General features: G+C 66.0%; 29 protein-coding genes. 18 read left to right on the top strand and 11 right to left on the bottom strand.

The genetic code is table 11. The features are described 5' to 3' along the window. Positions 1-128 precede the first annotated feature (128 nt). The 4 genes from dnaA to mutM all read right to left on the bottom strand — a co-directional run bounded on the left by dnaA (position 129) and on the right by mutM (position 4,179). Positions 129-1,496, bottom strand: a complete 1,368-nt coding sequence (gene dnaA, locus XINFAN_RS02370) for a chromosomal replication initiator protein DnaA (protein ID WP_124084887.1) — start codon at positions 1,494-1,496, stop codon at positions 129-131. 551 nt (positions 1,497-2,047) lie between these two features. Beyond that, complete coding sequence (gene rpsT, locus XINFAN_RS02365; RefSeq protein ID WP_124084886.1) at positions 2,048-2,320, bottom strand: 30S ribosomal protein S20; 273 nt, start codon at positions 2,318-2,320, stop codon at positions 2,048-2,050. 163 nt (positions 2,321-2,483) lie between these two features. Continuing rightward, the gene (locus XINFAN_RS02360; protein WP_124084885.1) at positions 2,484-3,260 is read right to left on the bottom strand and encodes an enoyl-CoA hydratase; all 777 of its coding nucleotides are present in this window, start codon (positions 3,258-3,260) and stop codon (positions 2,484-2,486) included. 67 nt (positions 3,261-3,327) lie between these two features. Beyond that, positions 3,328-4,179, bottom strand: a complete 852-nt coding sequence (gene mutM, locus XINFAN_RS02355; protein WP_124084884.1) for a bifunctional DNA-formamidopyrimidine glycosylase/DNA-(apurinic or apyrimidinic site) lyase — start codon at positions 4,177-4,179, stop codon at positions 3,328-3,330. 181 nt (positions 4,180-4,360) lie between these two features. Between mutM and ubiE the strand changes: the two genes are divergently transcribed. Both ubiE and ubiB read left to right on the top strand, forming a co-directional pair. Continuing rightward, positions 4,361-5,110, top strand: a complete 750-nt coding sequence (gene ubiE, locus XINFAN_RS02350) for a bifunctional demethylmenaquinone methyltransferase/2-methoxy-6-polyprenyl-1,4-benzoquinol methylase UbiE (RefSeq protein ID WP_124084950.1) — start codon at positions 4,361-4,363, stop codon at positions 5,108-5,110. A 1-nt stretch (position 5,111) separates the two neighbouring features. Then, entirely contained in the window at positions 5,112-6,653 is a 1,542-nt protein-coding gene (gene ubiB / locus XINFAN_RS02345; protein ID WP_124084883.1) for a 2-polyprenylphenol 6-hydroxylase, read from the top strand. Here ubiB and XINFAN_RS02340 read toward each other — a convergent pair. Both XINFAN_RS02340 and XINFAN_RS21615 read right to left on the bottom strand, forming a co-directional pair. Next, the gene (locus tag XINFAN_RS02340) at positions 6,650-7,318 is read right to left on the bottom strand and encodes a flagellar hook capping FlgD N-terminal domain-containing protein (protein WP_124084882.1); all 669 of its coding nucleotides are present in this window, start codon (positions 7,316-7,318) and stop codon (positions 6,650-6,652) included. The genes ubiB and XINFAN_RS02340 overlap by 4 nt on opposite strands. A gap of 9 nt (positions 7,319-7,327) precedes the next feature. Further along, positions 7,328-8,062, bottom strand: coding sequence for a flagellar hook-length control protein FliK (locus tag XINFAN_RS21615; protein WP_160144519.1), 735 nt, complete (start codon positions 8,060-8,062; stop codon positions 7,328-7,330). Positions 8,063-8,246: 184 nt separating this feature from the next. Between XINFAN_RS21615 and XINFAN_RS21610 the strand changes: the two genes are divergently transcribed. From XINFAN_RS21610 to XINFAN_RS02305, 7 genes are all read left to right on the top strand, one after another. Then, positions 8,247-8,660 carry a hypothetical protein gene (locus tag XINFAN_RS21610; protein ID WP_160144518.1) on the top strand — a complete coding sequence of 138 codons (414 nt, stop codon included), beginning with the start codon at positions 8,247-8,249 and terminating at the stop codon, positions 8,658-8,660. 681 nt (positions 8,661-9,341) lie between these two features. After that, on the top strand, positions 9,342-9,617 hold the full coding sequence (locus XINFAN_RS02330) for a rod-binding protein (protein ID WP_124084880.1): 276 nt from the start codon (positions 9,342-9,344) through the stop codon (positions 9,615-9,617). Beyond that, positions 9,614-9,925, top strand: a complete 312-nt coding sequence (locus XINFAN_RS02325; protein ID WP_124084879.1) for a hypothetical protein — start codon at positions 9,614-9,616, stop codon at positions 9,923-9,925. Before XINFAN_RS02330 ends, XINFAN_RS02325 begins: the two co-directional genes overlap by 4 nt. Positions 9,926-10,142: 217 nt before the next feature. Then, on the top strand, positions 10,143-11,708 hold the full coding sequence (locus XINFAN_RS02320; RefSeq protein WP_124084878.1) for a flagellin: 1,566 nt from the start codon (positions 10,143-10,145) through the stop codon (positions 11,706-11,708). A 72-nt stretch (positions 11,709-11,780) separates the two neighbouring features. Continuing rightward, positions 11,781-12,152 carry a flagellar biosynthesis regulator FlaF gene (gene flaF / locus XINFAN_RS02315; protein WP_124084877.1) on the top strand — a complete coding sequence of 124 codons (372 nt, stop codon included), beginning with the start codon at positions 11,781-11,783 and terminating at the stop codon, positions 12,150-12,152. Then, a complete protein-coding gene (flbT, locus tag XINFAN_RS02310) occupies positions 12,149-12,553 on the top strand; it encodes a flagellar biosynthesis repressor FlbT (RefSeq protein ID WP_124084876.1) in 405 nt (134 codons plus the stop codon). Before flaF ends, flbT begins: the two co-directional genes overlap by 4 nt. Beyond that, the gene (locus tag XINFAN_RS02305) at positions 12,550-13,338 is read left to right on the top strand and encodes a DUF1217 domain-containing protein (RefSeq protein ID WP_124084875.1); all 789 of its coding nucleotides are present in this window, start codon (positions 12,550-12,552) and stop codon (positions 13,336-13,338) included. The genes flbT and XINFAN_RS02305 overlap by 4 nt, the downstream gene beginning before the upstream one ends. Here XINFAN_RS02305 and XINFAN_RS02300 read toward each other — a convergent pair. Continuing rightward, on the bottom strand, positions 13,335-14,645 hold the full coding sequence (locus XINFAN_RS02300) for a FliI/YscN family ATPase (protein ID WP_124084874.1): 1,311 nt from the start codon (positions 14,643-14,645) through the stop codon (positions 13,335-13,337). The genes XINFAN_RS02305 and XINFAN_RS02300 overlap by 4 nt on opposite strands. 84 nt (positions 14,646-14,729) lie before the next feature. Between XINFAN_RS02300 and XINFAN_RS02295 the strand changes: the two genes are divergently transcribed. From XINFAN_RS02295 to XINFAN_RS02255, 9 genes are read left to right on the top strand one after another with little or no spacing between them, the layout of a single operon-like run. After that, positions 14,730-15,110, top strand: coding sequence for a FlgB family protein (locus XINFAN_RS02295; protein ID WP_124084873.1), 381 nt, complete (start codon positions 14,730-14,732; stop codon positions 15,108-15,110). Between the two features lie 9 nt (positions 15,111-15,119). Continuing rightward, positions 15,120-15,500, top strand: coding sequence for a flagellar basal body rod protein FlgC (flgC, locus tag XINFAN_RS02290; protein ID WP_124084872.1), 381 nt, complete (start codon positions 15,120-15,122; stop codon positions 15,498-15,500). A gap of 11 nt (positions 15,501-15,511) precedes the next feature. After that, positions 15,512-15,796, top strand: coding sequence for a flagellar hook-basal body complex protein FliE (fliE, locus tag XINFAN_RS02285; protein ID WP_124084871.1), 285 nt, complete (start codon positions 15,512-15,514; stop codon positions 15,794-15,796). Continuing rightward, positions 15,793-16,059, top strand: coding sequence for a flagellar biosynthetic protein FliQ (locus XINFAN_RS02280; protein ID WP_124084870.1), 267 nt, complete (start codon positions 15,793-15,795; stop codon positions 16,057-16,059). Before fliE ends, XINFAN_RS02280 begins: the two co-directional genes overlap by 4 nt. A gap of 1 nt (position 16,060) precedes the next feature. Then, entirely contained in the window at positions 16,061-16,768 is a 708-nt protein-coding gene (locus XINFAN_RS02275; protein WP_124084869.1) for a flagellar hook-basal body complex protein, read from the top strand. A 14-nt stretch (positions 16,769-16,782) separates the two neighbouring features. Further along, positions 16,783-17,568 carry a flagellar basal-body rod protein FlgG gene (flgG, locus tag XINFAN_RS02270; protein ID WP_124084868.1) on the top strand — a complete coding sequence of 262 codons (786 nt, stop codon included), beginning with the start codon at positions 16,783-16,785 and terminating at the stop codon, positions 17,566-17,568. Next, on the top strand, positions 17,568-17,987 hold the full coding sequence (gene flgA, locus XINFAN_RS02265; protein ID WP_124084867.1) for a flagellar basal body P-ring formation chaperone FlgA: 420 nt from the start codon (positions 17,568-17,570) through the stop codon (positions 17,985-17,987). The genes flgG and flgA overlap by 1 nt, the downstream gene beginning before the upstream one ends. Next, complete coding sequence (gene flgH / locus XINFAN_RS02260) at positions 17,984-18,709, top strand: flagellar basal body L-ring protein FlgH (protein WP_124084866.1); 726 nt, start codon at positions 17,984-17,986, stop codon at positions 18,707-18,709. Before flgA ends, flgH begins: the two co-directional genes overlap by 4 nt. Positions 18,710-18,711: 2 nt before the next feature. Further along, positions 18,712-19,173 carry a flagellar basal body-associated FliL family protein gene (locus XINFAN_RS02255; protein WP_124084865.1) on the top strand — a complete coding sequence of 154 codons (462 nt, stop codon included), beginning with the start codon at positions 18,712-18,714 and terminating at the stop codon, positions 19,171-19,173. On the opposite strand, the gene XINFAN_RS02250 is transcribed toward XINFAN_RS02255, so the two are convergent. Genes XINFAN_RS02250 through flhA form a run of 4 tightly spaced genes read right to left on the bottom strand, consistent with a single transcriptional unit; the run spans position 19,174 to position 23,401 of the window. Beyond that, a complete protein-coding gene (locus XINFAN_RS02250; protein WP_124084864.1) occupies positions 19,174-19,491 on the bottom strand; it encodes a hypothetical protein in 318 nt (105 codons plus the stop codon). Then, a complete protein-coding gene (locus XINFAN_RS02245) occupies positions 19,488-20,558 on the bottom strand; it encodes an EscU/YscU/HrcU family type III secretion system export apparatus switch protein (protein ID WP_124084863.1) in 1,071 nt (356 codons plus the stop codon). Before XINFAN_RS02245 ends, XINFAN_RS02250 begins: the two co-directional genes overlap by 4 nt. Continuing rightward, positions 20,559-21,335, bottom strand: a complete 777-nt coding sequence (locus tag XINFAN_RS02240) for a flagellar biosynthetic protein FliR (protein ID WP_124084862.1) — start codon at positions 21,333-21,335, stop codon at positions 20,559-20,561. Next, complete coding sequence (gene flhA, locus XINFAN_RS02235) at positions 21,332-23,401, bottom strand: flagellar biosynthesis protein FlhA (protein ID WP_124084861.1); 2,070 nt, start codon at positions 23,399-23,401, stop codon at positions 21,332-21,334. The genes XINFAN_RS02240 and flhA overlap by 4 nt, the downstream gene beginning before the upstream one ends. Positions 23,402-23,412 lie beyond the last annotated feature (11 nt).

Below are 23,412 nucleotides of genomic sequence, written 5' to 3'. Positions count from 1 at the left end.
AAGGCCGGCTTATCGCATTTTCACGACTTTGCGAAGGTTTCCGCGGGCCGTCAAGGCCGAGCCGTTGCCGGAGGGAAACAGCAAAACTTTTCGAAAAGTTTTGCAAATTTCTTCGAAGAAATTTGCCGTCAGCCCTGCAACAACCGCTTGAGCAGTTGCAGATCGTCGGCAAGCTGGCTGTCGGTGGCCGCCAGTTCCTCGATTTTCCGCACCCCGTGCATGATCGTGGTATGGTCGCGGCCGCCGAACCGGCGCCCGATCTCGGGCAGCGAACGCGCGGTCAGCTGCTTGGCCAGATACATCGCCACCTGGCGCGGTCGGGCGATGGTGCGCAGCCGCTTCGGCCCGATCAGATCGGAAAGCCGCACATTGTAATGTTCGGCCACCTTGCGCTGGATCTCTTCGATGGTCAGCTTGCGATCCGAGGCGCGCAGAATGTCGGCGAGGCAGTCCTGCGCCAGATCCAGCGTGATCTCGCGCCCGACCAGCGAGGCGAAGGCGAACAGGCGGGTCAGCGCGCCTTCCAGCACCCGGACGTTGGTGGTGATGCGATGGGCGAGGAATTCCAGCACGCCCTGACTGATCGTCAGCCCGCGATACTGGCCGCGGTAGAATTCGGCCTTCTGTTGCAGGATGCCGAGGCGCAATTCGTAATCGGTCGGATGCAGATCGACCACCAGCCCGCATTGCAGCCGCGATTTGATCCGGTCCTCCAGATCCCTGATCTCGCCCGGCGCGCGATCGGCCGAAATGATGATCTGCTTGTTCTGATCCACCAGCGCGTTGAAGGTGTGGAAGAATTCTTCCTGAGTGCTGTCTTTCCCGGCGATGAACTGCACGTCATCCACCATCAGCACATCGACCGAGCGGAACAGCGATTTGAAATCCATCACCTGCTTGTCGCGCAGGGCCTGGATGAAGCGGTACATGAACTGCTCGGCCGAGAGATACAGCACCCGCAACTCGGGCTGACGCTCGCGCAGCTCATGCGCGATAGCATGCATCAGGTGGGTCTTGCCGAGCCCTACACCGCCGTAAAGGAACAGCGGATTAAAGGTAACCGGCCCGCCCTCGGCCACCCGGCGGGCGGCGGCATGGGCCAGTTCGTTCGGCTTGCCGACGACGAAGCTGTCGAAAGTGAAGCGCGCATCCAGCGGCGCGCCGGGCAGATCATCCTCCGCCGCGGCACGGGCCCGGACCGGAGCCCGCGGAGCCGCGGTGGGTTTCGCCGCCACGGAGCGCACCGCGCCATTCTCGGCGCCGACAAGGAACTCCAGTCGCTCGACCGGGGCGCCCGAGGTCACCAGATGGTTGCGGATGTGGTCGGCGTAGTTGCGCTGCACCCAGTCGCCGAAGAAGCTGGTGGGCACTTCGAACAAAGCCACGCCATTGCGCAGTTGCGACAGTTTCAGCGGCTCGATCCAGGTGGTGTAATTGTTCCGGCCAACCCGGTTGATAAGGCCTTCCCGAATCTGGCCCCATGTTTCGTTCGTCATTCTACCCAGACCTGCCTTTATTCCGGGCCGCCCCGCGGGTTGCGCAGGCGGCCATAAACCGCGATCCGTGACCCAGCCGAAACCGCCGCCGCAACGGGTGCAACGGGCTTCGGGAGCGCCCCCGAGATCAGGGGAAACAGGTGGTGGGCCGGGAGGCTGAAATACACCCCGACTCTGATCAAAGACAGTTTTCCGATGCAGGGCATCGGCCTCTATCCCATTGTTCACAAACCGTAATCAGCGATCTGTTCTGGCTGGCAGCCCAAAGCGTCGCCTGTTCATCACGGTTCGCGACAACACCATGTCCCCCAAGACGAAGTGAATCGCAGCGACAAGCTAGCAAGCCGCCCGCAGGCTCTGCAACCGAACAACTTGCTTGACACAGAGTCCGGCCAGGCGAATCCCGCAGCATCGGCAAAACCGCAACGGGGCCGCCTGAATACCCCTGCGTCACGGCAAAATCTTGCCTCCGTAGAAACAGAATCATTGCACAGAATCGAAAAGGCGCGGCCCTCGCGGACCGCGCCTTTTCGATTCGGGCGAAAGCCTGATCAGGCCTTGGCGGCCAGCGCTTTGACCCGCGACGCGAGGCGCGACATTTTGCGCGCGACGGTGTTCTTGTGCAGAACGCCCTTGGTCACGCCGCGGGCCAGTTCGGGCTGGGCGGATTTCAGGGCATCGGCCGCGACAGCCTGATCGCCCGAGGCGATGGCTTCTTCGACGCGGCGCAGGAAGGTGCGGATACGCGAGCGGCGGGCTTTGTTGACGGCGTAACGGGCATCCGCCTGGCGGGCGCGTTTCTTGGACTGTTCGGTATTGGCCATGGGGCTCTTCCTTCGGATCTCTCGATATCGGTCGCACGAAAGTCCGAAGGCCCCGCCACAGGACCGGAACGGCCCAAAGGACGGGAATCATCAATGCCTAAGCGGGCCCACGCGCATGTAGGGCGGGCCATTACAGCAAAGCCCCCCCGGTTGCAAACGGGAATCAGCGGTCGCGGAACTGCGGCGTGCGCTTTTCGAGGAAAGCCGCCATGCCCTCCTTCTGATCCTCGGTCGCAAAGGCGGCGTGGAACATCCGCCGCTCGAACAGCAGCCCTTCGGCGAGCGTGGTCTCCTGCGCGCGGTTGACCGCCTCTTTCACGATCATCGCGGTGATCGTGGATTTCTCGGTGATCTTCGCGGCGATCTTCATCGCCTCTTCCAGCAGCGATTTCGCCGGGAAGACCCGGCTGACGAGGCCCGCGCGCTCGGCCTCGACCGCGTCCATGAAACGGCCGGTCAGATGCATGTCCATCGACTTCGACTTGCCGACGCAACGGGTCAGCCGCTGCGTGCCGCCCATCCCGGCGCTGATGCCCAGATTGATCTCGGGCTGGCCGAATTTCGCGGTATCGGCGGCCAGGATGAAGTCGCAGATCATCGCCAGCTCGCAGCCACCGCCAAGGCAGTAGCCCGCCACGGCGGCGATCACCGGCTTGCGGCAGCGGGCGATCGCCTCGGCCTCGGGGCCGAAAAGATTGTCGAAGAAGACATCGGCGAAGCCTTTGGTCGCCATTTCCTTCACGTCGGCCCCGGCGGCGAAGGCCTTTTCGCTGCCGGTGATGACGATGCAGCGCACCTTGTCGTTGCGGTCGGCCGCGGTCACCGCCGCCGCCAGTTCCGCCATCAGCGCCGAGTTCAGCGCATTCAGCGCATCGGGCCGGTTCAGGCGGATCAGGCAGGTGTAATCCTCGATCTCGACGATCAGGTTCTGATAGGCCATCGCGGATCTCCGGTTTTCACTTTGCCGCGACTCCTACCACCTGGGGCCGCGAAGGCAAGCGCGCCGCTCAGCCCTGGCAATGCGGACAGAAGAACGAGGACCGCCCGCTCTGGACGATGCGCGCGACGGTTCCGGTGCAGCCCGGGGCGAGGCAGTTCTGCCCCTCGCGGTCGTAGACCCGGAAGGAATGCTGGAAATAGCCGAGTTCGCCGTCGGCCTGGCGGTAATCCTTCAGCGAAGAGCCGCCGGCGTCGATCGCCTCGGTCAGAACCTCGCGGATCAGCGGCACAAGGCCGGCGGCCTCGTCGGGGCTCAGGTCGCCCGCCAGCCGCGCCGGCGCGATATGCGCGCGCCAGAGCACCTCGCAGACATAGATGTTCCCCAGCCCCGCGACGATATGCTGATCGAGCAGCGCCGCCTTCACCGGCGTCCTGCGCCCCTTCAGCCGCGCCGCCAGATAGTCGCCGTCGAAAGCGTTGCCCAAAGGCTCGGGCCCCAGCACCGCGAGCAGCGGATGCGCCCCGGCGGTCGCGGTAGGCATCAGATCCATCGCCCCGAAGCGCCGCGCGTCGTTGAAGGTGACGCGCGCGCCTCCCTCGACCTCCAGCACCACATGGTCGTGTTTCGCGGGCGCCGGATGGTCGTGGTGGAACCCGCCGAGCTGCGCGCCCGAGATCAGCATCCGCCCCGACATGCCCAGATGGATCAGCAGCGTCTCGCCGGTCGAAAGATCGGCGAGGATGTATTTCGACCGCCGTCTGAGCGCATCGACCCGCGCGCCGGTCAGCCGGTCGGCCATGCCCTCGGGAAACGGCCAGCGCAGACCCTCGCGGTTGACCCGGGCCGAGAGGATCCTGCCGCCGGTCAGCACCGGCTCCAGCCCGCGCCGGACGGTTTCCACTTCGGGCAGTTCTGGCATGGCGGATCCCCCTCGGACGACCCGCCGAACCTAAGCCGCGCCGCCGCCGGGGCCAAGGGCTATGCCGCGCCGCCCGGCTGTAGATGGTCGCACCTGCAAAGGGATGGCTGGTTTCTCCCGCCGCGCATGGGCTATATCCCCAATGTACCCCTCTGAGGGCGGGTTTCGCGAGGCGCTGACGATGAACGATCCGGGCAAGACCACGCATTTCGGCTTTCGCGACGTGCCGGAAGAGGAAAAAGCCGGGCTGGTCCATGGCGTGTTCTCCTCGGTCGCCTCGAAATACGATGTGATGAACGATCTGATGTCGGCCGGCGTCCACCGGATCTGGAAGGATGCGATGATGGACTGGCTGGCGCCGCGCCCCGGTCAGCGGCTGCTGGACGTGGCGGGCGGCACCGGCGACGTGGCCTTCCGATTCCTGAAACGCGCGCCGGGCGCCAGCGCCGTGGTCTGCGACATGACCGAAGGGATGCTGGTCGCGGGCCGCAAGCGCGCCGAGGCCGACAGCCTGTCGGATCATCTCGACTGGGTGGTGGGCGATGCGATGGCGCTGCCCTTCCCCTCGGGCGCGTTCGACAGCTATACGATCAGCTTCGGTATCCGCAACGTGACCCGGATCGCCGATGCGCTTTCCGAAGCGTATCGCGTGCTGCGGCCCGGCGGGCGGCTGATGGTGCTGGAATTCAGCCATATCCCCAACGATCTGATGCAGAAGGCCTATGACCTCTATTCCTTCAACGTCATCCCCGCCATGGGCCAGATCGTGACGGGGGACCGCGACTCCTATCAATATCTGGTCGAGTCGATCCGGAAATTCCCCGATCAGGAGGCCTTCGCCACCCTGATCCGCCAGGCCGGTTTCGCCCAGGTGAAATATCGCAATCTCTCGATGGGGATCGCGGCGCTGCATTCTGGCTGGAAGATCTGAGATGCGCGGACCGCATAACATCTGGCGGCTGATCCGCACCGGCGCCACTTTCGAGCGCACCGGCGCGATGACCGTCGCGCTTGAGGCGATGGAGGTCTCGCCCCGGCTGCGTTTCGCGGCGCGGCTTTTGGGCTGGCCGTTCAAATGGCTGGGCCTGAAGGGCGACCCCAGCCTGCCGCCGGTGACGAGGGCGATCACCGCGCTCGGCCCGGCCTATATCAAATTCGGCCAGATTCTCTCGACCCGACCCGATATCGTCGGGCCGGAGCTTTCAGAGCAGCTCAAATATCTTCAGGACAAGCTGCCACCCTTTCCGGTCGCCGCGGCCCGCGCCACCATCGCGGCGGAACTGGGCGAAGACACCGATGCGCTGTTTTCCGAATTCTCCGAGCCGGTGGCGGCGGCTTCGATCGCCCAGGTCCATTACGCGCGGCTGAAAGGCACCGGCGAGGAAGTGGCGGTCAAGGTGCTGCGCCCGGGGATCGAGCGGGCTTTCCGCCGCGACATCGACGCCTTTTACTACGCCGCGACATGGATCGAGCGGCTGGCCCCGTTCTCGCGCCGGCTGCGGCCGACCGATGTCGTCGCCCATTTCGACGGCGTGGTGCAGGGCGAACTGGACCTGCGGCTGGAATGCGCCGAGGCTGCGGAATTTGCCGAGAACACCGCGAAGGACGAAAAGCTGGTCGTGCCGCGCCCCTGGTGGGATCTGTCGGGCCGCGCGGTGCTGACCATCGGCTGGGCCGAAGGTATCGGGCTGAACGAGATCGCGGCCATCGACGCCGCCGGAATCGACCGCGCGGAGCTGGGGCGCCGGGTGCTGACGCTGTTCCTGTCGCATGCCCTGCGCGACGGTTTCTTCCATGCCGACATGCACCAGGGCAACCTCAAGGTGGCGCCGAACGGCGATCTCATCGTCTATGATTTCGGCATCATGGGCCGGATCGACGAATATACCCGCCGGGTCTATGCCGAGATTCTGATGGGCTTCATCCGTAAGGACTACCGCCGCATCGCCGAGGTGCATTTCGAGGCGGGCTACGTTCCCGCCGACCGCGACATCGACGAATTCGCCCGTGCCCTGCGCGCCGTCGGAGAGCCGATCTTCGGCATGGAGGCCAGCCGGATCTCGATGGCGCGGCTGTTGGCTTACCTTTTCGAGGTGACCGAGCGCTTCGGGATGGAGACCCGGACCGAACTGATCCTGTTGCAGCGCACCATGGTGGTGGTCGAAGGCGTCGCCCGCAGCCTCGACCCGCATCTGAACATGTGGGAGGTCGCCCGCCCGGTGGTCGAGGGCTATATCCGCACCAATATCGGCCCCAAAGCCATGCTGCGCGACCTCTGGCGCACCTCGCGCGTGCTGTCGCGGTTCCTGCCGAAACTGCCCGCGCTGGCCGAGGCGCAGTTGCAGTCTCTGGAGCAACACCGCCAGCATCCGCGTCAGCCCCGCGGTTTCGGCTGGGGGGCAGTGGTGCTGTTGTCCTGCGCGATGACCGCGACCACTCTGGGGCTGGCTTTGCTGCTGGCACACATGCTCTAGCCGCCCGCCATCCGCAGGGCGGTGATCTGGCTGGCGGGAACTTCGATCCCGCCCTCGAACACCAGAATCGCGCCGCTGGTGCCGCCGCGAGCCTCGACCACCCTGCCGTAATATTCGACCGGATCCTCCGCGAGCAGTTCATCGCCCCGCCAGCTTTCCAGCGTCAGAACGTAACGGCCATCGGGCAGGCGATCGCCCTGGGAATCGGCGCCAAACCATTGATATGGCTCGGCACTGACCGGAAGATCCTCACGCGCCACCAGATTGCCCTTTGAGTCATGAACGGTCAGTACCGCACGATCCGCCGTCGCCACCGGATTGGGCGAGAGCGTGACCGGGCTGCCACCATACCAGACCACATCAGCCGCCGCCCGCGCCTCCTGCCCGACCCAGCCGGCCAGTTGCGCCATACCCATCAGCGAGAACTGCCCGGCCATCGCATTCAGCAGCTGATTGGTCTGCACCTGCTGTTCCACGCCCGAAAACGTCGCAAGCTGAACCGAGAAATCGGTGGCCTCCATCGGATTGAGCGGATCCTGATTCTGCATCTGGACCGTCAGCATCTTGAGAAAGGTGGTGAAATCAGAGGTCAGCGCGCTGGCGCCGCCCTGGCTGACGGTGGGGGTATTGCTGGACCAGGCATTGCCGGTTGTATTGACCTGCATGGGGAAACCTCAGAGACGAAGGTAAAGATTGCTGCCCGCCATCGGGCGCGGGGCCGCGACGGGCACCGGACCGGGGCTGTCGGCAGTATTTCCATGAAAGATCCGGCCGCCCGCTTCCGCCCGGCTGCCGGTTTCGCCCGCCCCGCCCTGGCCGAAGCCCAGATCCAGCTGCGAGAACCCCGCCGTGCGCAGTTCCGCCGCCAGCCGGTCGGCGTGGCGGCGCATCAGATCGAGCGTCTCGGGCCGTTCCGCCAGAATAGTGACGGAAACCTTCTCGCCTTCGGTCACCAGTTCGATCCTGACCGAACCAAGCTCTTCGGGCGAAAGACGCAGTTCCGTCACCGGCCCTTCCGCGGAAACCGCCGCATGGGCGATCTGCACCGGCAGGGTTGCCGGCAGCGGACGATTCGCGATCGGCGGAAGCGCAGGGTCAGGATGAGCCGTCGCCGGGGGCGGAATCGCCGCGGTGAAAACGGCCTCATCCGCGGGAACGGCAAGGGCCTGCGCAGAACTGAACCCGTCGCCGGGGGCCAGGACAGGCGAACGCGTTCTCTCGGGGGCGGCTTCGGGCACGGGGCGACCGGGCGGCAGGTCCTGGCTGCCGGGCTCGGCGCCCTTCAAAGTCTCGCCGTCCCCGACCGTCGTGGAATCACCCGCCGTACCGCCGACCGACGGCACCACCGTTACGGCCCGGTTGTTATCCCGCGCAGGTTGCGGCAGAGCGGCCATGTCCAGATCCGCCATTGCCCGGGCCGTGTCAGGCGCCGGAGCAGCCGCAGTCCCCTCAGGTGGAAATGCCAGAGCCGAAACGGATGGTGCTGGTGCTGGTGCTGGTGCTGGTGAAACCGCAATCACCTCTTCGGAAACGGCAATCGCGTTCATGCCTTCAGGCAGAGCGATTCCTTCCGTCGTCGAGGATGTCACCGACATGAAAGCCACCACACCAGCCTGCGGAGGCGGTGCGCGATCAGGCAAGGTTGCGGCGTCCGGGAGCGGGGCTGCCAGGATCGGCGGCCCGATGCCGGGGGCCGGCCCGGGCGGCAATCCGGTCGCCGCCGTATCAGAAGCCGCATCCGGCAAAACAATCGGCGAATCGGGCGGCGTGCCGAGGATGAACGGCAGCGGCAAGAGCCCGGCGCGGAACCGCAAAGCCATCTCACTCCGGGCCATCCGCCAGTCGTCGCGCGGGGTTGGCACCGCGGCCTCAGGCGCCTCCCCCGGCACGGCGGAAGCCGGCGACGCGATCCGTTCGACATGCGGCAGAGCTTCGGCCGCCTCATCGCCCGAATCGGGCAACGGAGTGCGTGAAACAGTCTCTGCATATGCGGTATTCGCGCTGTGAACCTCCGGCACCGATGCTCGCGCTTCGGCAATCTCCGTCTCTCTGCCCACCGATCTGTCGCCGACGACAGGCGCTTCCTGCCCGGGATGGGGGGCGAAGAGCGGCATTCCCGGGTGAGGCATGATTGTGGGCGCCGCAACCTTTTCGGGATCTGCCGGATCATCAATCCCCATGAAGGAGGCGGGCTCCTCCTCCGCAGAATCAGACGGTAACGGCAGGGCAGCCAGCGGAACGGGCGGCACCATCCCATCGGCAGGGATCGTGACCAGATCCGCGTCAGTCTCCGCCTCGGCTAGAGCGTCACTTGCAGCAGCCCGGGCTGGCAGAACCTCCTCCGTCGGGCTGGCTTCCGGCATCTGCATGTGGGTCAGCACAGATACGGTCGCCACCGGCACCCCGAACAAGGCATCCCCGGGCGGAAATTCCGGGGGGATCGTTGCCGTTACCTCCTCCTCCCCGAGCGTAAAGCAGGGGATATCCACTTCGGTTTCATCGGAAAGATTTTCCTGCCCAGCCCCACCACGGGACGGCAGGGCGAAAGTCGGAGCCGGGCTGATCTGTAGGGACTGCATGGGTCACGCATCGCTGATGGATGCCGCCTATCTAACCCTCATCTGGTTACCGCTTCTTTACCAGCTCCCGGCATAGTCCCGAAAATCCGCAGATCGACGAGGCAGATGAATGACACCCATTACAGCGACTGGCGGGCTGCCGCTGCCCGCAACGGCCGGCGACAAGGCCCTCATGCAGAAAGCGCGCGATCTCGAAGCGGCGTTTCTGGCCGAAATGCTGGGGCACGGCGGGCTGGGCGCCGCGCCGGAGAGCTTCGGCGGCGGTATCGGCGAGGATCAGTTCGGCTCGTTCCTGCGTGCGGAACAGGCGAAGCTGATGGTCGAACGCGGCGGAATCGGGCTGGCGGAACAGTTGTTCCGCGCCATGGGCGGGGGGCAGGAATGAGCGGCCCCCTGGAAAACGTGCTGGCCGAGACCCGCGCCGCGCTGCTGGCAGGTGATTTCGCGGCCCTCGACCTTCTGGCCCTGCGCACCGGAGAGATTCTGGATGCACCGCTGAGCGGCGGGCCCGAGACGCTGCGCCGGTTGCAGGTCATGGCGGGCGAGAACGCCGGGCTGATCGAAGCGGCTGCCCGCGGCATCGCCGCCGCGCGGCAAAGACTGCGCCGCCAGGAGACGCTGACCACTTACGATGCAAGCGGACGGCGCGGCACGATAGCGGCCCAGCCTTCCGCAACGCCGCGGCGCGTGTGAAGCGAATTTGGTGAAAATCCGCGGCATTCGGACGAAGGGGACGGGTGGCACTTAACGGATTTCTAAGCCTTGGAAGGGAATCTGACCAGGCATCCCGATACGGGGATGGCGCTGCGGGTCCAAATCCCCGGCAACGGCGAGAAAGCCGGAACAGCCCCCGATCCGGGTGGCACTTCTGACCCTGTGCAAAGCACCCGGGCAGCAAAAGGAAAGACAGATGTCGTCCATCCTGACGAATACCAGCGCCATGGTCGCCCTTCAGACCATGAAATCCATCAACACCAACCTGACCAAGGTCCAGTCCGAGATTTCCACCGGGAAATCCGTGGCCACCGCGCGCGACAATGCCGCGGTCTGGTCGATCTCGAAGGTGATGGAATCGGACGTTAAGGGCTTCAAGGGCATCTCCGACAGCCTCTCGCTCGGCTCCTCGACCCTCACCGTGGCGCGAGAGGCGTCCGAGAAGATCCAGGGCCTGCTGTCCGATATGAAGGAGAAGATCGTCACCGCCCAAGGCGAAAACGTCCCGCGCGAGAAGCTGCAAACCGATATCAACGCGCTGCGCGATCAGATCGCTGGCATTGTCGGCGCAGCACAGTTCAGCGGGCTGAACCTGATCTCGGGCACCGAGGATGTGAAGTTCCTCTCGTCGCTCGACCGTTCGGATGCCGGCGTGACCACCTCGGATATCACTGTCGCACGCCAGGACATGAGCACGAAGGCCGGGGTGATGGGCAGCGGTGCCGATGGCGTCTCGCTCAACAGCAACGTCCAGTTTGCCGGGGCAACCCCGGTGCCGGGCGGCACGCCGACCACGGTAAGCAAGGCCGGCAACAACGCCACCGTCACCATCGCCGGCACTTTCGCGGCCGGAAACACCGCGGATGTGACCATCAACGGCGCCCAGGTCTCCTACGCCTGGCAGACCGGCGATACGGTCGACGACATCGCCGCGGCGCTGTCGGGCGCGATCAACGGCCTCGGCATCCAGGGTGTCAGCGCGGCGGCCGGAGCGGGCGGCGTCATCACCATCACCTCGGCCAATGCGTTCGAGGATGTGAATGTCGCGGCGGCGGCTTCGGGCGGCACCGCGCAGGTCACCGCGCTCAGCGCCGATCCCAGCCATGTCGCCGGAGCTTCGGGAAAGATTGCCGAACGCGCAGAGAAGATCGAATTCTCCAACGCCGCCAATGTGAACGAAGGCGACGGCTATTCGCTCAGCATCGACGGCAAGGCCTACAGCTATGTCGCCGGCAAGGGCGAGACGATGGAGGATGTCGCCCGCGGCCTGAAGATCGCCATCGACTCGGGCAAGGTCGAGGGGATCAGCACCCGCGTCGCCTTCAACGACACCAGCAGCAAATGGGAGCTGAAGGTCGATTTCAGTGGCGTCAAGGACGATGCGGCCGTGACCTCGCGCGCCGTGACCGTCAGCGGCTACAGCGGCGGCACCGCCTCGGGCGGCATGTTCGGCCTCGACTCGCTGGACGTGACCACGAAAGAATCGGCGCGCTCGGCGCTTGAGAACATCGAATCGATGATCTCGCGCGCCATCGATGCGGCGGCCGAATTCGGCTCGGCCCAGGGCAGGATCGACATTCAGGCCAGTTTCGTCACCTCTCTGACGGATGCGCTGACCGCCGGGATCGGCACCCTGGTCGATGCCGATATGGAGGAAGCCTCGGCCCGTCTCCAGGCGCTTCAGGTGCAGCAGCAGTTGGGGATCCAGGCGCTGTCGATCGCCAACCAGCAGCCGCAGAACCTGCTGGCATTGTTCCGCTAATCCGCCCGGGCCGGGGGCATCGGCCCCCGGCCCGACCGGCTTTAACCGCTTTCAGCATCGGAACAAGTCAGAATGACCCACCATTCCAGTATCGCCTACGCCCGGCCCGCCGCGCCGATCCGCACCGCGCGCGCCGCCGAATACGAGGTGATCGCCCGCATCACCCAGCAACTGGTAGCCGCGAACGCCCGCCGCGATCAGGATTTTACCGGCTTGCTCGAAGCGGTCTTCCGCAACGAGAGGCTCTGGTCCACTCTTGCCGCAGACGTGGCCGAACCCGGCAATGGCCTGCCCGCCGCTCTGCGCGCGCGGCTGTTCTATCTCTACCGCTTCACCGCCGATCACAGCCGCAAGATCCGCCAGAACGCCGCGGATGCCGAAGTTCTGATCGACATTAACAAGGCCGTTCTGAAAGGCTTGCGCGGCGACGGAGCCGCGACATGAGCGGCCTCGTCCTGAAACTCGGCCCGCATGAGCGGGTGCTGATCAACGGTGCGGTGATCGAGAACGGCGACAAGCGCTCGCGGCTGGCGGTGATGACGCCGAACGCCAATATCCTGCGGCTGCGCGATGCGCTGCACCCGGAAGAGGCCAATACGCCCGTGCGCCGGGTCTGCTATATCGCCCAGCTGGTGCTTTCGGGCGATGCCGAACCGGCCGAGACCCGCGGGCAACTGCTGCGCGGCATCGAGCAGCTCAGCCAGGTGCTGACCGATCACGACAGCCGCCGGCTGCTCGCCCAGGCCGGCACCGCGGTGATCGAGGAGCAGCATTACCAGGTGCTGAAGGCGCTGCGCGGACTGCTGCCGCGCGAGACCCGGCTGATGGCGGCGGGCCGGGCATGAGCTTTGCCCCGGTCATTCCGGCCGAGGGCTATACGGGCTGGCTGCTTCTGAAAAAGACGCTGCCGGCCCAGCAGCAGGCGCATCGCGCCTCGGTCGTCAACCAGCGCGAGGCGGAGTATTTCCGCCGCAACATCGGCACCGTCACCAGCGCCGGAGATCTGGTCGCGGACCGCAGCCTGCTGAAAGTCGCATTGACCGCCTTCGGCCTGGAGGAAGACCTCAACGCCAAAGCCTTCATCAAAAAGGTGCTGTCGGACGGGGTTTCCTCGTCCGACGCGCTGGCCAACCGGCTGGCCGATAAACGCTATTACGCCTTCGCCCGCGCGCTCGGCCTCGACGGAACCCAAGTTCCGGCTACGCTGGAGGACGGCTTCGCCAATGCGATGATCGACCAATATTATGCACGCCAGTTCGAAAGCGCGGTGGGCGAGCGGAATTCCTCGTTCCGGCTCGCATTGAACGCCGAGCGCGAGATCGCGGCGCTGGCCGGCTCTTCGGCCAGCGAGAATGCCAAATGGTTCACCGTGATGGGCAACAAACCCCTGCGCCAGGTGTTCGAGAGCGCCTTCGGCCTGCCCTCGGGTTTCGGCCGGCTCGACATCGATCAGCAGCTGAAAGTGCTGAAATCACGGGCGCAGAGTCTGTTCGGCTCGGCCTCCTTCAGCCAGTTCACCGACAGCGGCAAGATGGAAAAGCTGGTGCGCAACTATCTGGTGCGCGATTCGCTCTCCACCGCCTCGGTCTCACCGGCGCAATCGGCGCTGCAACTTCTGGCCCGCCGCTAGCCTTTTAACAAGAGCCGCAGCCGGTCGAAACTGGCAGCCGGACCGCCGGCGGGGGCCTCTTCGGCCAGGAAACCGTCCAGCGCCGGCCAGAGCTTCACCGCCCGGTCGATCAGCGCATCGCTGCCCGCGACGTAGAGCCCTGCCTGGATCATCATCTCGGCGCGGTCATAGGCGCTCAGCAGCCGCCTCGCTTCGGTCAGCAGTGCGTTTTCCTCGGCGCTGGCGGCGGCGGGCAGGCTGCGCGACACCGAGCGCAAAACATCGATCGCCGGATAGCGCCCCCGTTCGGCGATGGCGCGGCTGAGGACGACATGGCCGTCCACCGTGCCGCGGATGATATCGGCCACCGGCTCTTCCATATCCGAACCCGCGACCAGCACCGAAAACACCGCGGTGATGTCGCCCGCACCTTCCGCTCCCGGTCCGGCGCGCTCGCACAAGGACATCAGTGCATGGGCGGTCGAGGGCGGATAGCCGCGCAGCGAGGCCGCCTCGCCCGAGGCCAGCGCCACTTCGCGATGCGCCTCGGCGAAACGCGTGACCGAATCGACCAGCAGCAGGACGTGCAGCCCCTGGTCGCGGAAATGTTCGGCCACCGCCATGGCCGAGAGCAGACAGCGCCGCCGGGTCAGCGGCGACTGGTCCGAAGTCGCGGTGACCACCACCGAACGCGCCAGCCCCTCCGGCCCGAGCACCTTCTGGGTGAACTCGCGCAGTTCGCGCCCGCGTTCGCCCACAAGCGCGATCACCGTAACATCGGCCGACACCCCGCGCGCGAATTTCGCCAGCAGCGAGGATTTCCCCACGCCCGAGCCCGCAAAGAGCCCGATCCGCTGACCGCGCACCAAAGGCAGCATGGTGTCGAACACTGCCACCCCGGTGGAAAGCCGCGCACCAAGACCACGACGCCGCGCGGGCGCGGGCGGCGCCCCGGTCATCGGCCGTCGCGCTGCGCCACAGAGAAGCGGCCGCCCGTCCAGGGGCCGGCCCAGAGGATCGACGACCCGCCCGAGCCAGCTGTCGTCCGGCGCAATGGTCGCCGCCCCCTCCAGTTCCACCCGGTCGCCGATGCTCAACCCTCCGGTCTCGCCCTCGGGCAGAATCTTCGCGCCCTGATCAGAGATCGCGATCACCTCGCCTCCCAACGGGCCAGCGGCGCTCGTCACGACCACCCGGTCGCCCAATGCCGCACTGCGCAAGCCATTGATATAAAATGAGGCCCATGAGGTTCCCGACACCCGCCCCACCTCGCGCACCGGCATCACGGCGGCGATCTCTGCGCGCAAAGATTCGAATTCGACGGCCATTCTGGTCCCCCTTTGTTCGTCAATTACCCTTTCTAAAGGAATCACCCTTAAACCTTGGTGAAGCAGATCGAGGGAGAAGCCCCGATGTTCGAAAAGCTCGAACTGACCAGAATGGCCCAGTCGCTGGCCGCACATGCCGGCGCCCGGATGGGCGTCATCGCGCAGAATGTCGCCAATGCCGACACACCGGGCTACCGCGCCCGCGACGTGGCGGATTTCGCAAGCGTCTACGACAGCGGCGGCAGCCTGCGCGCCACCCGACCCGGCCACATCGGCGCCACAAGCGAGCGCACACCGCCCGAAATCATCGCCGGCGGCGGCGCCGAGGCACCGAACGGCAACGATGTCTCGCTGGAAATGGAGATGGTGAAATCCGCCGCCGCCCGGCAGGACCACGAAATGGCCCTGTCGATCTATCGTGCCACCTCGGGCGTGATCCGCGCCTCGCTGGGCAAGAACGGGTAAGGGCGCGCCATGGACGGACTCACCGCCTCGCTCGCCGTTTCAGCCGCCGGGATGGAGGCCCAGGCCAGCCGCCTGCGCCATGTCTCGGAAAACATCGCCAATGCCGATACACCCGGCTACCGCCGCAAGGTCGTCAGCTTCGACCAGGCGATGGAAACCGGACTCGTGCGCCCCGGCCCAGTCCGGCTGGACCAGAGCGAGCTGCCGCAGATCTACGACCCCGGCAATCCGCTGGCCGACGAGACTGGCCATTACCGGGGCTCGAACGTCGATCTGATCATCGAAATCGCCGACGCCCGCGAGGCGCAGCGAAGCTACGACGCCAATCTCAGACTTTTCGACCAGGCCCGTCAGATGACGCAAAGCCTGTTCGAGATCCTGCGCCGATAGGAGACACCAGAATGGATGCGATCACGTCCTTTGCCGCAGACAGCTATGCGCGGGCCAGAACGGCCGCAGCGCCGGCACCCGCAGCGGGCGGGGTGAATTTCGGAAAACTCGCCGAAAATTTCGCCGATGCCCTGCGCGGCCATGAAGAAACAGCCCGCGCCGCCATGACCGGCGGCGCGGACCCCCACGCGCTGGTCGAGGCGCTGTCCTCGTCGCAGCTCGCGGTCGAAACCGTCGCCACCGTCCGGGACCGCGTGGTCGAGGCCTATCAGGAAATCCTGAGGATGCCGGTATGACCGAGGCCGCATTCTACGACGTGATGCGCCACGGGCTCTGGATCGCCGTCAAGATCTCGGCGCCGCTTCTGATGGTGGCGCTGGTGACCGGGGTGGTGATCGGCCTTTTCCAGGCGCTCACCTCGGTGCAGGAGATGACGCTGACTTTCGTTCCCAAAGTCGCGGCGATGCTGGCGGTGTTCTGGGTTTCGATGAGCTTCATGACCGCCACGCTGTCATCCTTCTACGGGGATATTGTGATCCCGATGATCGCGGGGGGCTGAAATGGATTCCGCCGGTTACGTCGCACTCAGCCGCCAGTCGGGCCTGATGCGCGAGATGCAGATGGTCGCCAACAACATCGCGAACCTTTCCACCAACGGCTTCCGGCGCGAGGGGATGGTCTTCTCCGAACATGTCGCCCGGCTGGAACGCGAGCCCTCGCTCTCCATGGCCCATGGCAACGCCCGGATGGTCGATCTGAGCCAGGCGGGCCTGACCCAGACCGGCGGCGCCTTTGATCTGGCGATCCAGGGTGACGGATTTTTCCTCGTCGAGACGCCGCAGGGCGAGCGGCTGACCCGCGCCGGCAGCTTCACCCCCTCGGCCGAGGGCGAGTTGGTCACGCCCGGGGGCTTTCGCCTGCTCGACGCCGGCGGCGCCCCTGTTTTCGTGCCCCCGGGCGCGAAGATCGCCATCGGCGAGGACGGCACGATCTCTGCCAATGGCGAGGCGATCGGCCAGATCGGCCTCTGGCAGCCCGCCGACCCGCTGGCCCTGCGCCACCAGTCCGGCACCTTCTTCGACGGCGGCGCGGTCGAACCCGCGGAAGGCAGCAGGCTGATGCAGGGCTTCCTTGAGGAAAGCAACGTCAATCCGGTCGCGGAAATCGCCCGGATGATCGAAGTGCAGCGCGCCTATGAGATGGGCCAGAAATTCCTCGACGCCGAGGACAACCGCGCCCGCCAGGTGATCCAGACACTGGGACAGTAATTGGGACAATAATCATGAAAGCCCTGCAAATCGCCGCGACGGGCATGTCGGCCCAGCAGATGAAGGTCGATGTGGTCTCGAACAACCTCGCGAACATGTCGACGAACGGCTACAACGCCCGGCGCGCGGATTTCGCCGACCTCCACTACCAGCAATACGCCCGGCCCGGCACGGTCTCGGCCAGCGACGGCACCGTGCTGCCGACCGGAGTGCAGATCGGCCTCGGCGTGCGGCCCTCGTCGGTGTCTGTCGTGCTGGCGCAAGGCTCGCTTTCGATGACCAACGGCGATCTCGACGTGGCGATCGACGGCAACGGCTATCTTGAGGTCACTCTGCCCTCGGGCAGTTCGGCCTACACCCGCGACGGGGCGCTGAAGCGCTCGGCCGACGGGCTGATCGTCACCTCGGACGGCTATCCGGTGGTGCCCGGCATCACCATCCCTTCCGAGGCGCGTTCCATCGCGATCAACGCCTCGGGCGAGGTCTGGGCCTATTTCAGCGACCGGGTAGAGCCGGAATTACTGGGCCAGTTCACCCTGACCGATTTCACCAACGACAAGGGGCTGGAAGCCATCGGCTCGAACCTGTTTCTGGAAACCGCCGCCTCTGGCCCGCCGATCGTCAACGACCCCGGCGTGGACGGTCTCGGCACCCTACGCCAGGGCTATCTGGAGGAAAGCTCGGTCGATGCGGTGCGTGAGATCACCGAACTGATCAAGGCGCAGCGCGGCTACGAGCTGAACGCCAAGGTCATCACCGCCGCCGATCAGATGCTCGGCGCAACCACGCAGCTGCGCTGATGTGGCGGGCGCTGATCCTTGCCTGCTGGCCCCTGACGGCACAGGCCGACAGCGTGATCGCCGCGCGCAACCTGCCGGCGCAGACCGTGATCGCCGAAGGCGATCTGATGCTGGCGGCCGCCGTGATCGAAGGCGCGCTGACCAGCACCGAAGCCGCAGTGGGGCAGGAGACGCGGCGGGCGATCTATGCCGGCAGGCCGGTACGCACAGGCGATCTGGGCCCTCCTGCTCTCGTCGAGCGCAACGCGCTGGTGGCGCTGGAGTATCGCGCCGGAGGGCTGGTGATCCGGGCCGAGGGCCGGGCGCTCGCGCGCGGAGCAGCGGGCGAGACGATCCGCGTCATGAACATCGAATCCAAAACGACGGTCACGGGGCTGATCGGCCCCGATGGCCTGATCCATGTCGGAGAATTGCCGTGAAGCGACCGATTCTGTTCCTGCCGGGCCTTGCCCTCGCCGCCTGCGGCAACCTTTCCCAGGTCGGGCGCGCACCCGAATTCAGCCCGCTCGAAGGCAGCTACCAGCATCACGCCATCTATTCGACCCCGATGCCCGAGGTAGCCGACCCTTCGGGCCCTACCGACGCCTCCTCGCTCTGGACCGCGAGCTCGCATTCCCTGCTCGGCGACCGCCGGGCGGCGCGGCGCGGCGACATTCTGACCGTGGTGATCGAAATCGACGACAGCGCCGAGATATCCAATTCCAGCGGTCGCTCACGCAGCGGATCGCAAAGCATGGGAATACCGCAGATGCTGGGCATTCCGCAGCGGCTCGACGAGAAACTGCCAGACGGCGCCAGCATGGCGACGGCGGTCGACAGCAAATCCTCCTCCACCTTCTCCGGCAATGGCAAGGTCGCGCGCTCGGAAGAGCTGACTCTGCGCATCGCCGCCACCGTGGTCGAGGAACTGCCGAACGGCGTGCTCAGGATCGAGGGCCAACAGGAGGTGCGGGTGAATTACGAACTGCGCGAGTTGCTCATCACCGGCTATGTCCGGCCCAACGACATCTCGCGCCAGAACGAAATCACCTATGACAAGATCGCCGGAGCCCGGATATCCTATGGCGGGCGCGGCCAGCTTTCCGAAGTGCAGCAGCCGCGCTACGGGCAGCAGATCAGCGACATCCTGCTGCCGTTCTGACCATGATGCGCAAGATCCTCCCTCTCCTGATCGCGATCATCGGGCTGGCCGCCGGCGCGGGCGCCGGTCTGATGTTGCGCAAGCCCGCTGAGGAGCCCGATCCGGCGGCCGGGGCCGCCCCGGCGGTGCCCGATCCCGCTTTGGTCGAATATGTCAAACTGAACAATCAGTTCATCGTGCCGGTGCTGGAGGGCGGAAGAGTGGCCTCGCTGGTTGCGATGTCGCTCAGCCTGGAAATCGCCACCGGCAATTCCGAACAGGTGTTCGCCCGCGAGCCCAAACTGCGCGACGCCTTCCTTCAGGTCATGTTCGATCACGCCAATACCGGCGGTTTCCGCGGCTCCTTCACCGATGCCGCCAATCTGGTGGTGCTGCGCCGTGCGCTGATGGAACAGGCGAAACTGATCATGGGCAATGTGGTCAGCGACGTGCTGATCACCGAGATTGCCCGGCAGGACAGCTGATCAGACCTTCTTCAGCCTGCCCAGAACCTGGCTGCGCCCGAAGGCGCGCCGGGTTTCCTGCAATTGCCCAAGCCGTTCGGCCTCGCGTGCCGCGAGATTCAGGTTGATCTCCGCCCGCCGGGCCGAGGCCCATTGCTCGAATGCAAACCAGCTTTGCGAGGCCGCCAGATCCGCGCCTGCGGGCGGCAGGCGGTCCAGCGCCGTCAGCTGCTCGCGCAAGGCATCGCGCCGGGCGGTGGCACGGGCGAGTTCGGCGGAGCGGGTTTCCAGCACCATCTCCGCCATCTGCCGCAGCCGGGCAAGTCGTTCGTCCTTCATCGCCAGCCCTTCCGTGCCTTGAGCCGCATGGCCGAGGCGAAGCGGATCGCGGCGGCCACGGCAGCGTAATGTTCGGGCCGGATCTCCTCGCCCAGATCCACCACCGCCCAGAGTGCCCGCGCCGTCGGCGGGTCACGGCGGATCGGCACCCCGGCCTCCTGTGCCGCCTCGCGGATCCGGGCGGCGATCTCGTCGACACCCTTCGCCACGCAGACCGGCGCCCGGCCCTTCGCACGGTCCCATTTCAGCGCCACCGCGTAATGGGTGGGGTTCACGATCACCACGTCGGCGCCAGGCACATCTGCCAGCATCCGGCGGTTTGCGATCTCCTGCGCGCGGCGGCGACGGTCCGCCTTCATATGCGGATCGCCCTCGCTGTCCTTCATCTCGTCGGTCATTTCCTTGCGCGTCATCCGGTTGCGGCGCAGGAATTCCAACCGCTGCCAGAGGAAATCCAGCGCCCCGATCACCGCATTCAGCGCCATCACCACCAGCATGAACCCGAACACCATCCGCCCGAGCAAGAGCACGATCTGCCGGGGCTCCAGCCGCAGGCTCTGAAACAGGCTGTCGGCCCGGCTTTGCAGAAACAGCGTCAGTGCCGCGGCGATCAGCAGCAGCTTCGCGGTCTTCTTCAAAAAATCGACCAGGCCGGCGCGGCCGAATTTCTGTTTGAAATTGCCGATCAGCGACAGGCGAGAGGGCTTCAGCGCCAGTTTCGACGGCGCAAACACCAGCCCGCGCGAGGCGATCAGCCACAGGACGATCAGCACCGCGGGCGCCATCAGCAAAAGAACCACCGGCCCCGCCATCGCCACCGCCGCCCGCAGCACCGGCCCGCCCGCGGAAAGCGAGAGCCGGTCGGCACCGCCGAGGAACAGCATCGCCGCCTCGCCCGACCGACGCAACGCCCAGGATCCCATGACCCCCGCCGCAAGCAGCAGACCAAGGATCGCCAGCGCAGCCTGGATGTCCTCGGACCGGATCGCGTCGCCCTCTTCGCGCGCTTTCTCCAGCCGGCGGGGCGTGGGGTCGAACTGCTTGCTGTCCTCTTCTTCGCCCGACATCTACCTGATTCCGAACGGATCGGCGAAACTACCGAGAACCGCATCCTGCCAGCTTTGCAACAGGAACGGCGACAACAGCGCCAGCAGGATCAGCCCGCCAAGCGTCAGCGCCGGGGCGCCGATGAAAGTCACCATCAGCCCCGGCATGGCACGGTTGATCGCGCCCAGCGCCAGATTGTAAAGCAGCGCCGCAATCACGAAAGGCGCGGCCAAAGTGAAGGCCAGCGCGAAGATCCGGCTGATCCGCGCAAGGCCCCATTGGCTGAGCGCACCGGAATCGGGCAGCTTGCCGGACGGCAGCAGATCATAGGACAGGACCAGCAGCTCGACCGAGCGCGCCAGCCCGCCAAGCGTGCAGAACAGCACGATCCCCGCCAGCACCAGCAGGTTCGAGACGATCGGCTGCGGCTCGGGCCCGGTGCCGCTGAACATCTGCGCCAGCGAGACCGATTGCGCGATCAGCGTCCCGGCGGTCTGCAACCCGAGGATCAGCAGCCGCATCACGACGCCAAGACACAGCCCGGCCAGCACTTCGGTCAGGATCGCGGCGCCGTCGAACCCCACCGCCGCAAGCGTCGCGCCCGGCACCGCGGGCGCAACGATCAGCGTCAGCATCACCACCGCCGCCAGCTTCACCCTCTGCGGCAGGAAATGCTCGCCGAGCGCGGGCAGCAGCGCGACCGCGGCGCCCACGCGGAAAAACACCAGCGCCGCCTGCCAGATCGCGGCCTCGGTCAGTTGCGCCAGTTCGGTAAGCTGGGCGATCAGCGGGGTCATGCCGCGACCTGGCCCATCAGCGCCGGGCGGCTCTCCATCCCGATTTCCTCGTAAGACAGCACCGGCGTCTGCAAGCCGCGGGCCTGAACCACGGTGCGCAGAAAGCGCCGCCGGCTGGCCGAGGTGACGATGGCCGGCAGCGTGCCGTTCTCGCCGACCTGGGCGATGCGTTCGGCGATGCCGTTGGCGAGTTTCGCGAACAGATCCGGCGGCAGCGCCACGTCGCGCGGGCCGCGTTCACCGTCGATCTGATGGCTCTGGAATGTGCGCTCCCATTCCGGGGCCAGTTGGATCAGGGGCACAGTGCCGTCCTCGCGCCGGTGTTCGGCGACGATCTGGAAGCCGAGCCGCTGGCGCACATGTTCGCAGACCGCCTCGGGCGGGCCGAGACCGCGCGCCTCGGCCACCGCTTCAAGGATCAGCGGCAGATTGCGGATCGAGACCCGCTCTTCCAGCAGAAGCCGCATCACCGCATGCAACAGGTCCGGCGCCACCTTTTCGGGGATCATATCGTCGAGCAGACGCCGGTTGGCCTCGGCCCGGGCGCGGTCCGAGAGATCAGTGAACTCATCGAGCAAGCGCCGCATCCCGCGCAGGGACAAGAGCCGCGCAAGGTTCGACTTCAACACTTCCAGCAGATGCGTTGCCAGCACCTCGGCGGGCGAGACCACCGTAAGGCCGGACAGCACCGCATCCTCCTGCATTCCGGGGCGGATCCAACGGGCGGGCGCGCCGTAGACAGGCTCGCGCACATCCTCGCCCTCGGGCGCGGTGACGCCCTCGCTCAACAGCACCAGCACCCGGTCGGGGCGCAACTGGTCGGCCACCCTTTCGACCCCCTGGATGCGGATGCGGTAATGGCCTGGGAGCAGCGCCGCTTCATCGGTCAGCCGGATCTCGGGCAGGATCAACCCATAGCCCGAGGCGATGTGATTGCGCATATTGGCGATCCGCCCGTCAAGGCCGGTCGCGGGATCGAGCGCCATATCGACCAGATCTGGGGCGAATTCGATGTGGATTTCGTCGAAGTCCAGCACATCACCGATATGACGCCGGGCGGGCGCCGCTTCCGGCTCGCGCGGGGCGGGAGGATCCGTTGGCGGTTTGCGGACCCCCATCCACGCCACGCCGCCGAGAATCGCAGCCCCGGCGATGAAGGGCAGGAACGGCATCCCCGGAAGCAGCGCGAGCAGCGCCATCAGCCCCGCCACCGTGGCCAGGGCGGCGGGATAACGGCCAAGCTGCTGGAAAAAGCTGACGTTGACCGCACCTTTCGAGCCGCCCCGCGCCAGCAGAAGCGCTGCCGCGACCGAGATGATCACCGCCGGTATTTGACTGACGAGCCCGTCGCCCACCGTCAGGATCGCATAGGTCGAAAACGCGCGGCTCACGTCCATGTCATGCAGGCCGATCCCGACCGCAAGACCGACCACCAGGTTCAGCGCGGTGATCAGAAGCCCCGCGATCGCATCGCCCTTGACGAATTTCGACGCCCCGTCGAGCGAGCCGAAGAAGGTGGTCTCGGCCAGTTCCGACTCGCGGCGCTTCTTCGCCTCGTCATGGGTGATCGCCCCCGCCGAGAGATCGGCATCGATGGCGAGCTGGCGGCCGGGCATCCCGTCCAGCGCGAAACGCGCCCCAACCTCGGCCATCCGGCCGGCGCCCTTGGTGATCACGATGAAATTCACGATCAGGATGACGACGAAGATCACCAGACCGATGACGATATTGCCGCCCATGATGAAGCTGGCAAAGCCCTCGATCACATGGCCGGCGGCCGAGGTGCCGGTATGACCCTGGCTGATGATCAGCCGCGTCGAAGATACGTTCATCGCCAGCCGCAAAAGCAGCGAGGCCAGCAGGATCGTCGGGAAGGCCGAGAAATCCAGTGGCCGCTCGACGAAAAGCGTGACCGTCAGCATCAGGATCGCCAGCGCGAAAGAGGCGGCGAGGCCGATGTCGAGCAGCATCGGCGGCACCGGCAGGATCATCATGCCGATCACCGCCATCAGGGCGAGCGCCAGCAGCACCGTGGGCTGAAACAGATTGGCAACCGAGAGCTTCATCATCCGGTGTC

Source organism: Pseudogemmobacter humi (assembly GCF_900609055.1).
Lineage (GTDB): Bacteria > Pseudomonadota > Alphaproteobacteria > Rhodobacterales > Rhodobacteraceae > Pseudogemmobacter > Pseudogemmobacter humi.
The sequence above is the reverse complement of the archived record's forward strand: the minus strand, read 5'-3'. Positions and strand labels throughout refer to the sequence as shown.

Excerpts from the sequence above, each read along its gene's own strand:
- dnaA (WP_124084887.1), bottom strand. The coding sequence starts at position 1,496 with ATGACGAACGAAACATGGGGCCAGATTCGGGAAGGCCTTATCAACCGG.
- rpsT (WP_124084886.1), bottom strand. The coding sequence starts at position 2,320 with ATGGCCAATACCGAACAGTCCAAGAAACGCGCCCGCCAGGCGGATGCC.
- XINFAN_RS02360 (WP_124084885.1), bottom strand. The coding sequence starts at position 3,260 with ATGGCCTATCAGAACCTGATCGTCGAGATCGAGGATTACACCTGCCTG.
- mutM (WP_124084884.1), bottom strand. The coding sequence starts at position 4,179 with ATGCCAGAACTGCCCGAAGTGGAAACCGTCCGGCGCGGGCTGGAGCCG.
- ubiE (WP_124084950.1), top strand. The coding sequence starts at position 4,361 with ATGAACGATCCGGGCAAGACCACGCATTTCGGCTTTCGCGACGTGCCG.
- ubiB (WP_124084883.1), top strand. The coding sequence starts at position 5,112 with ATGCGCGGACCGCATAACATCTGGCGGCTGATCCGCACCGGCGCCACT.
- XINFAN_RS02340 (WP_124084882.1), bottom strand. The coding sequence starts at position 7,318 with ATGCAGGTCAATACAACCGGCAATGCCTGGTCCAGCAATACCCCCACC.
- XINFAN_RS21615 (WP_160144519.1), bottom strand. The coding sequence starts at position 8,062 with ATGGCGGATCTGGACATGGCCGCTCTGCCGCAACCTGCGCGGGATAAC.
- XINFAN_RS21610 (WP_160144518.1), top strand. The coding sequence starts at position 8,247 with ATGAAAGCCACCACACCAGCCTGCGGAGGCGGTGCGCGATCAGGCAAG.
- XINFAN_RS02330 (WP_124084880.1), top strand. The coding sequence starts at position 9,342 with ATGACACCCATTACAGCGACTGGCGGGCTGCCGCTGCCCGCAACGGCC.
- XINFAN_RS02325 (WP_124084879.1), top strand. The coding sequence starts at position 9,614 with ATGAGCGGCCCCCTGGAAAACGTGCTGGCCGAGACCCGCGCCGCGCTG.
- XINFAN_RS02320 (WP_124084878.1), top strand. The coding sequence starts at position 10,143 with ATGTCGTCCATCCTGACGAATACCAGCGCCATGGTCGCCCTTCAGACC.
- flaF (WP_124084877.1), top strand. The coding sequence starts at position 11,781 with ATGACCCACCATTCCAGTATCGCCTACGCCCGGCCCGCCGCGCCGATC.
- flbT (WP_124084876.1), top strand. The coding sequence starts at position 12,149 with ATGAGCGGCCTCGTCCTGAAACTCGGCCCGCATGAGCGGGTGCTGATC.
- XINFAN_RS02305 (WP_124084875.1), top strand. The coding sequence starts at position 12,550 with ATGAGCTTTGCCCCGGTCATTCCGGCCGAGGGCTATACGGGCTGGCTG.
- XINFAN_RS02300 (WP_124084874.1), bottom strand. The coding sequence starts at position 14,645 with ATGGCCGTCGAATTCGAATCTTTGCGCGCAGAGATCGCCGCCGTGATG.
- XINFAN_RS02295 (WP_124084873.1), top strand. The coding sequence starts at position 14,730 with ATGTTCGAAAAGCTCGAACTGACCAGAATGGCCCAGTCGCTGGCCGCA.
- flgC (WP_124084872.1), top strand. The coding sequence starts at position 15,120 with ATGGACGGACTCACCGCCTCGCTCGCCGTTTCAGCCGCCGGGATGGAG.
- fliE (WP_124084871.1), top strand. The coding sequence starts at position 15,512 with ATGGATGCGATCACGTCCTTTGCCGCAGACAGCTATGCGCGGGCCAGA.
- XINFAN_RS02280 (WP_124084870.1), top strand. The coding sequence starts at position 15,793 with ATGACCGAGGCCGCATTCTACGACGTGATGCGCCACGGGCTCTGGATC.
- XINFAN_RS02275 (WP_124084869.1), top strand. The coding sequence starts at position 16,061 with ATGGATTCCGCCGGTTACGTCGCACTCAGCCGCCAGTCGGGCCTGATG.
- flgG (WP_124084868.1), top strand. The coding sequence starts at position 16,783 with ATGAAAGCCCTGCAAATCGCCGCGACGGGCATGTCGGCCCAGCAGATG.
- flgA (WP_124084867.1), top strand. The coding sequence starts at position 17,568 with ATGTGGCGGGCGCTGATCCTTGCCTGCTGGCCCCTGACGGCACAGGCC.
- XINFAN_RS02255 (WP_124084865.1), top strand. The coding sequence starts at position 18,712 with ATGATGCGCAAGATCCTCCCTCTCCTGATCGCGATCATCGGGCTGGCC.
- XINFAN_RS02250 (WP_124084864.1), bottom strand. The coding sequence starts at position 19,491 with ATGAAGGACGAACGACTTGCCCGGCTGCGGCAGATGGCGGAGATGGTG.
- XINFAN_RS02245 (WP_124084863.1), bottom strand. The coding sequence starts at position 20,558 with ATGTCGGGCGAAGAAGAGGACAGCAAGCAGTTCGACCCCACGCCCCGC.
- XINFAN_RS02240 (WP_124084862.1), bottom strand. The coding sequence starts at position 21,335 with ATGACCCCGCTGATCGCCCAGCTTACCGAACTGGCGCAACTGACCGAG.
- flhA (WP_124084861.1), bottom strand. The coding sequence starts at position 23,401 with ATGAAGCTCTCGGTTGCCAATCTGTTTCAGCCCACGGTGCTGCTGGCG.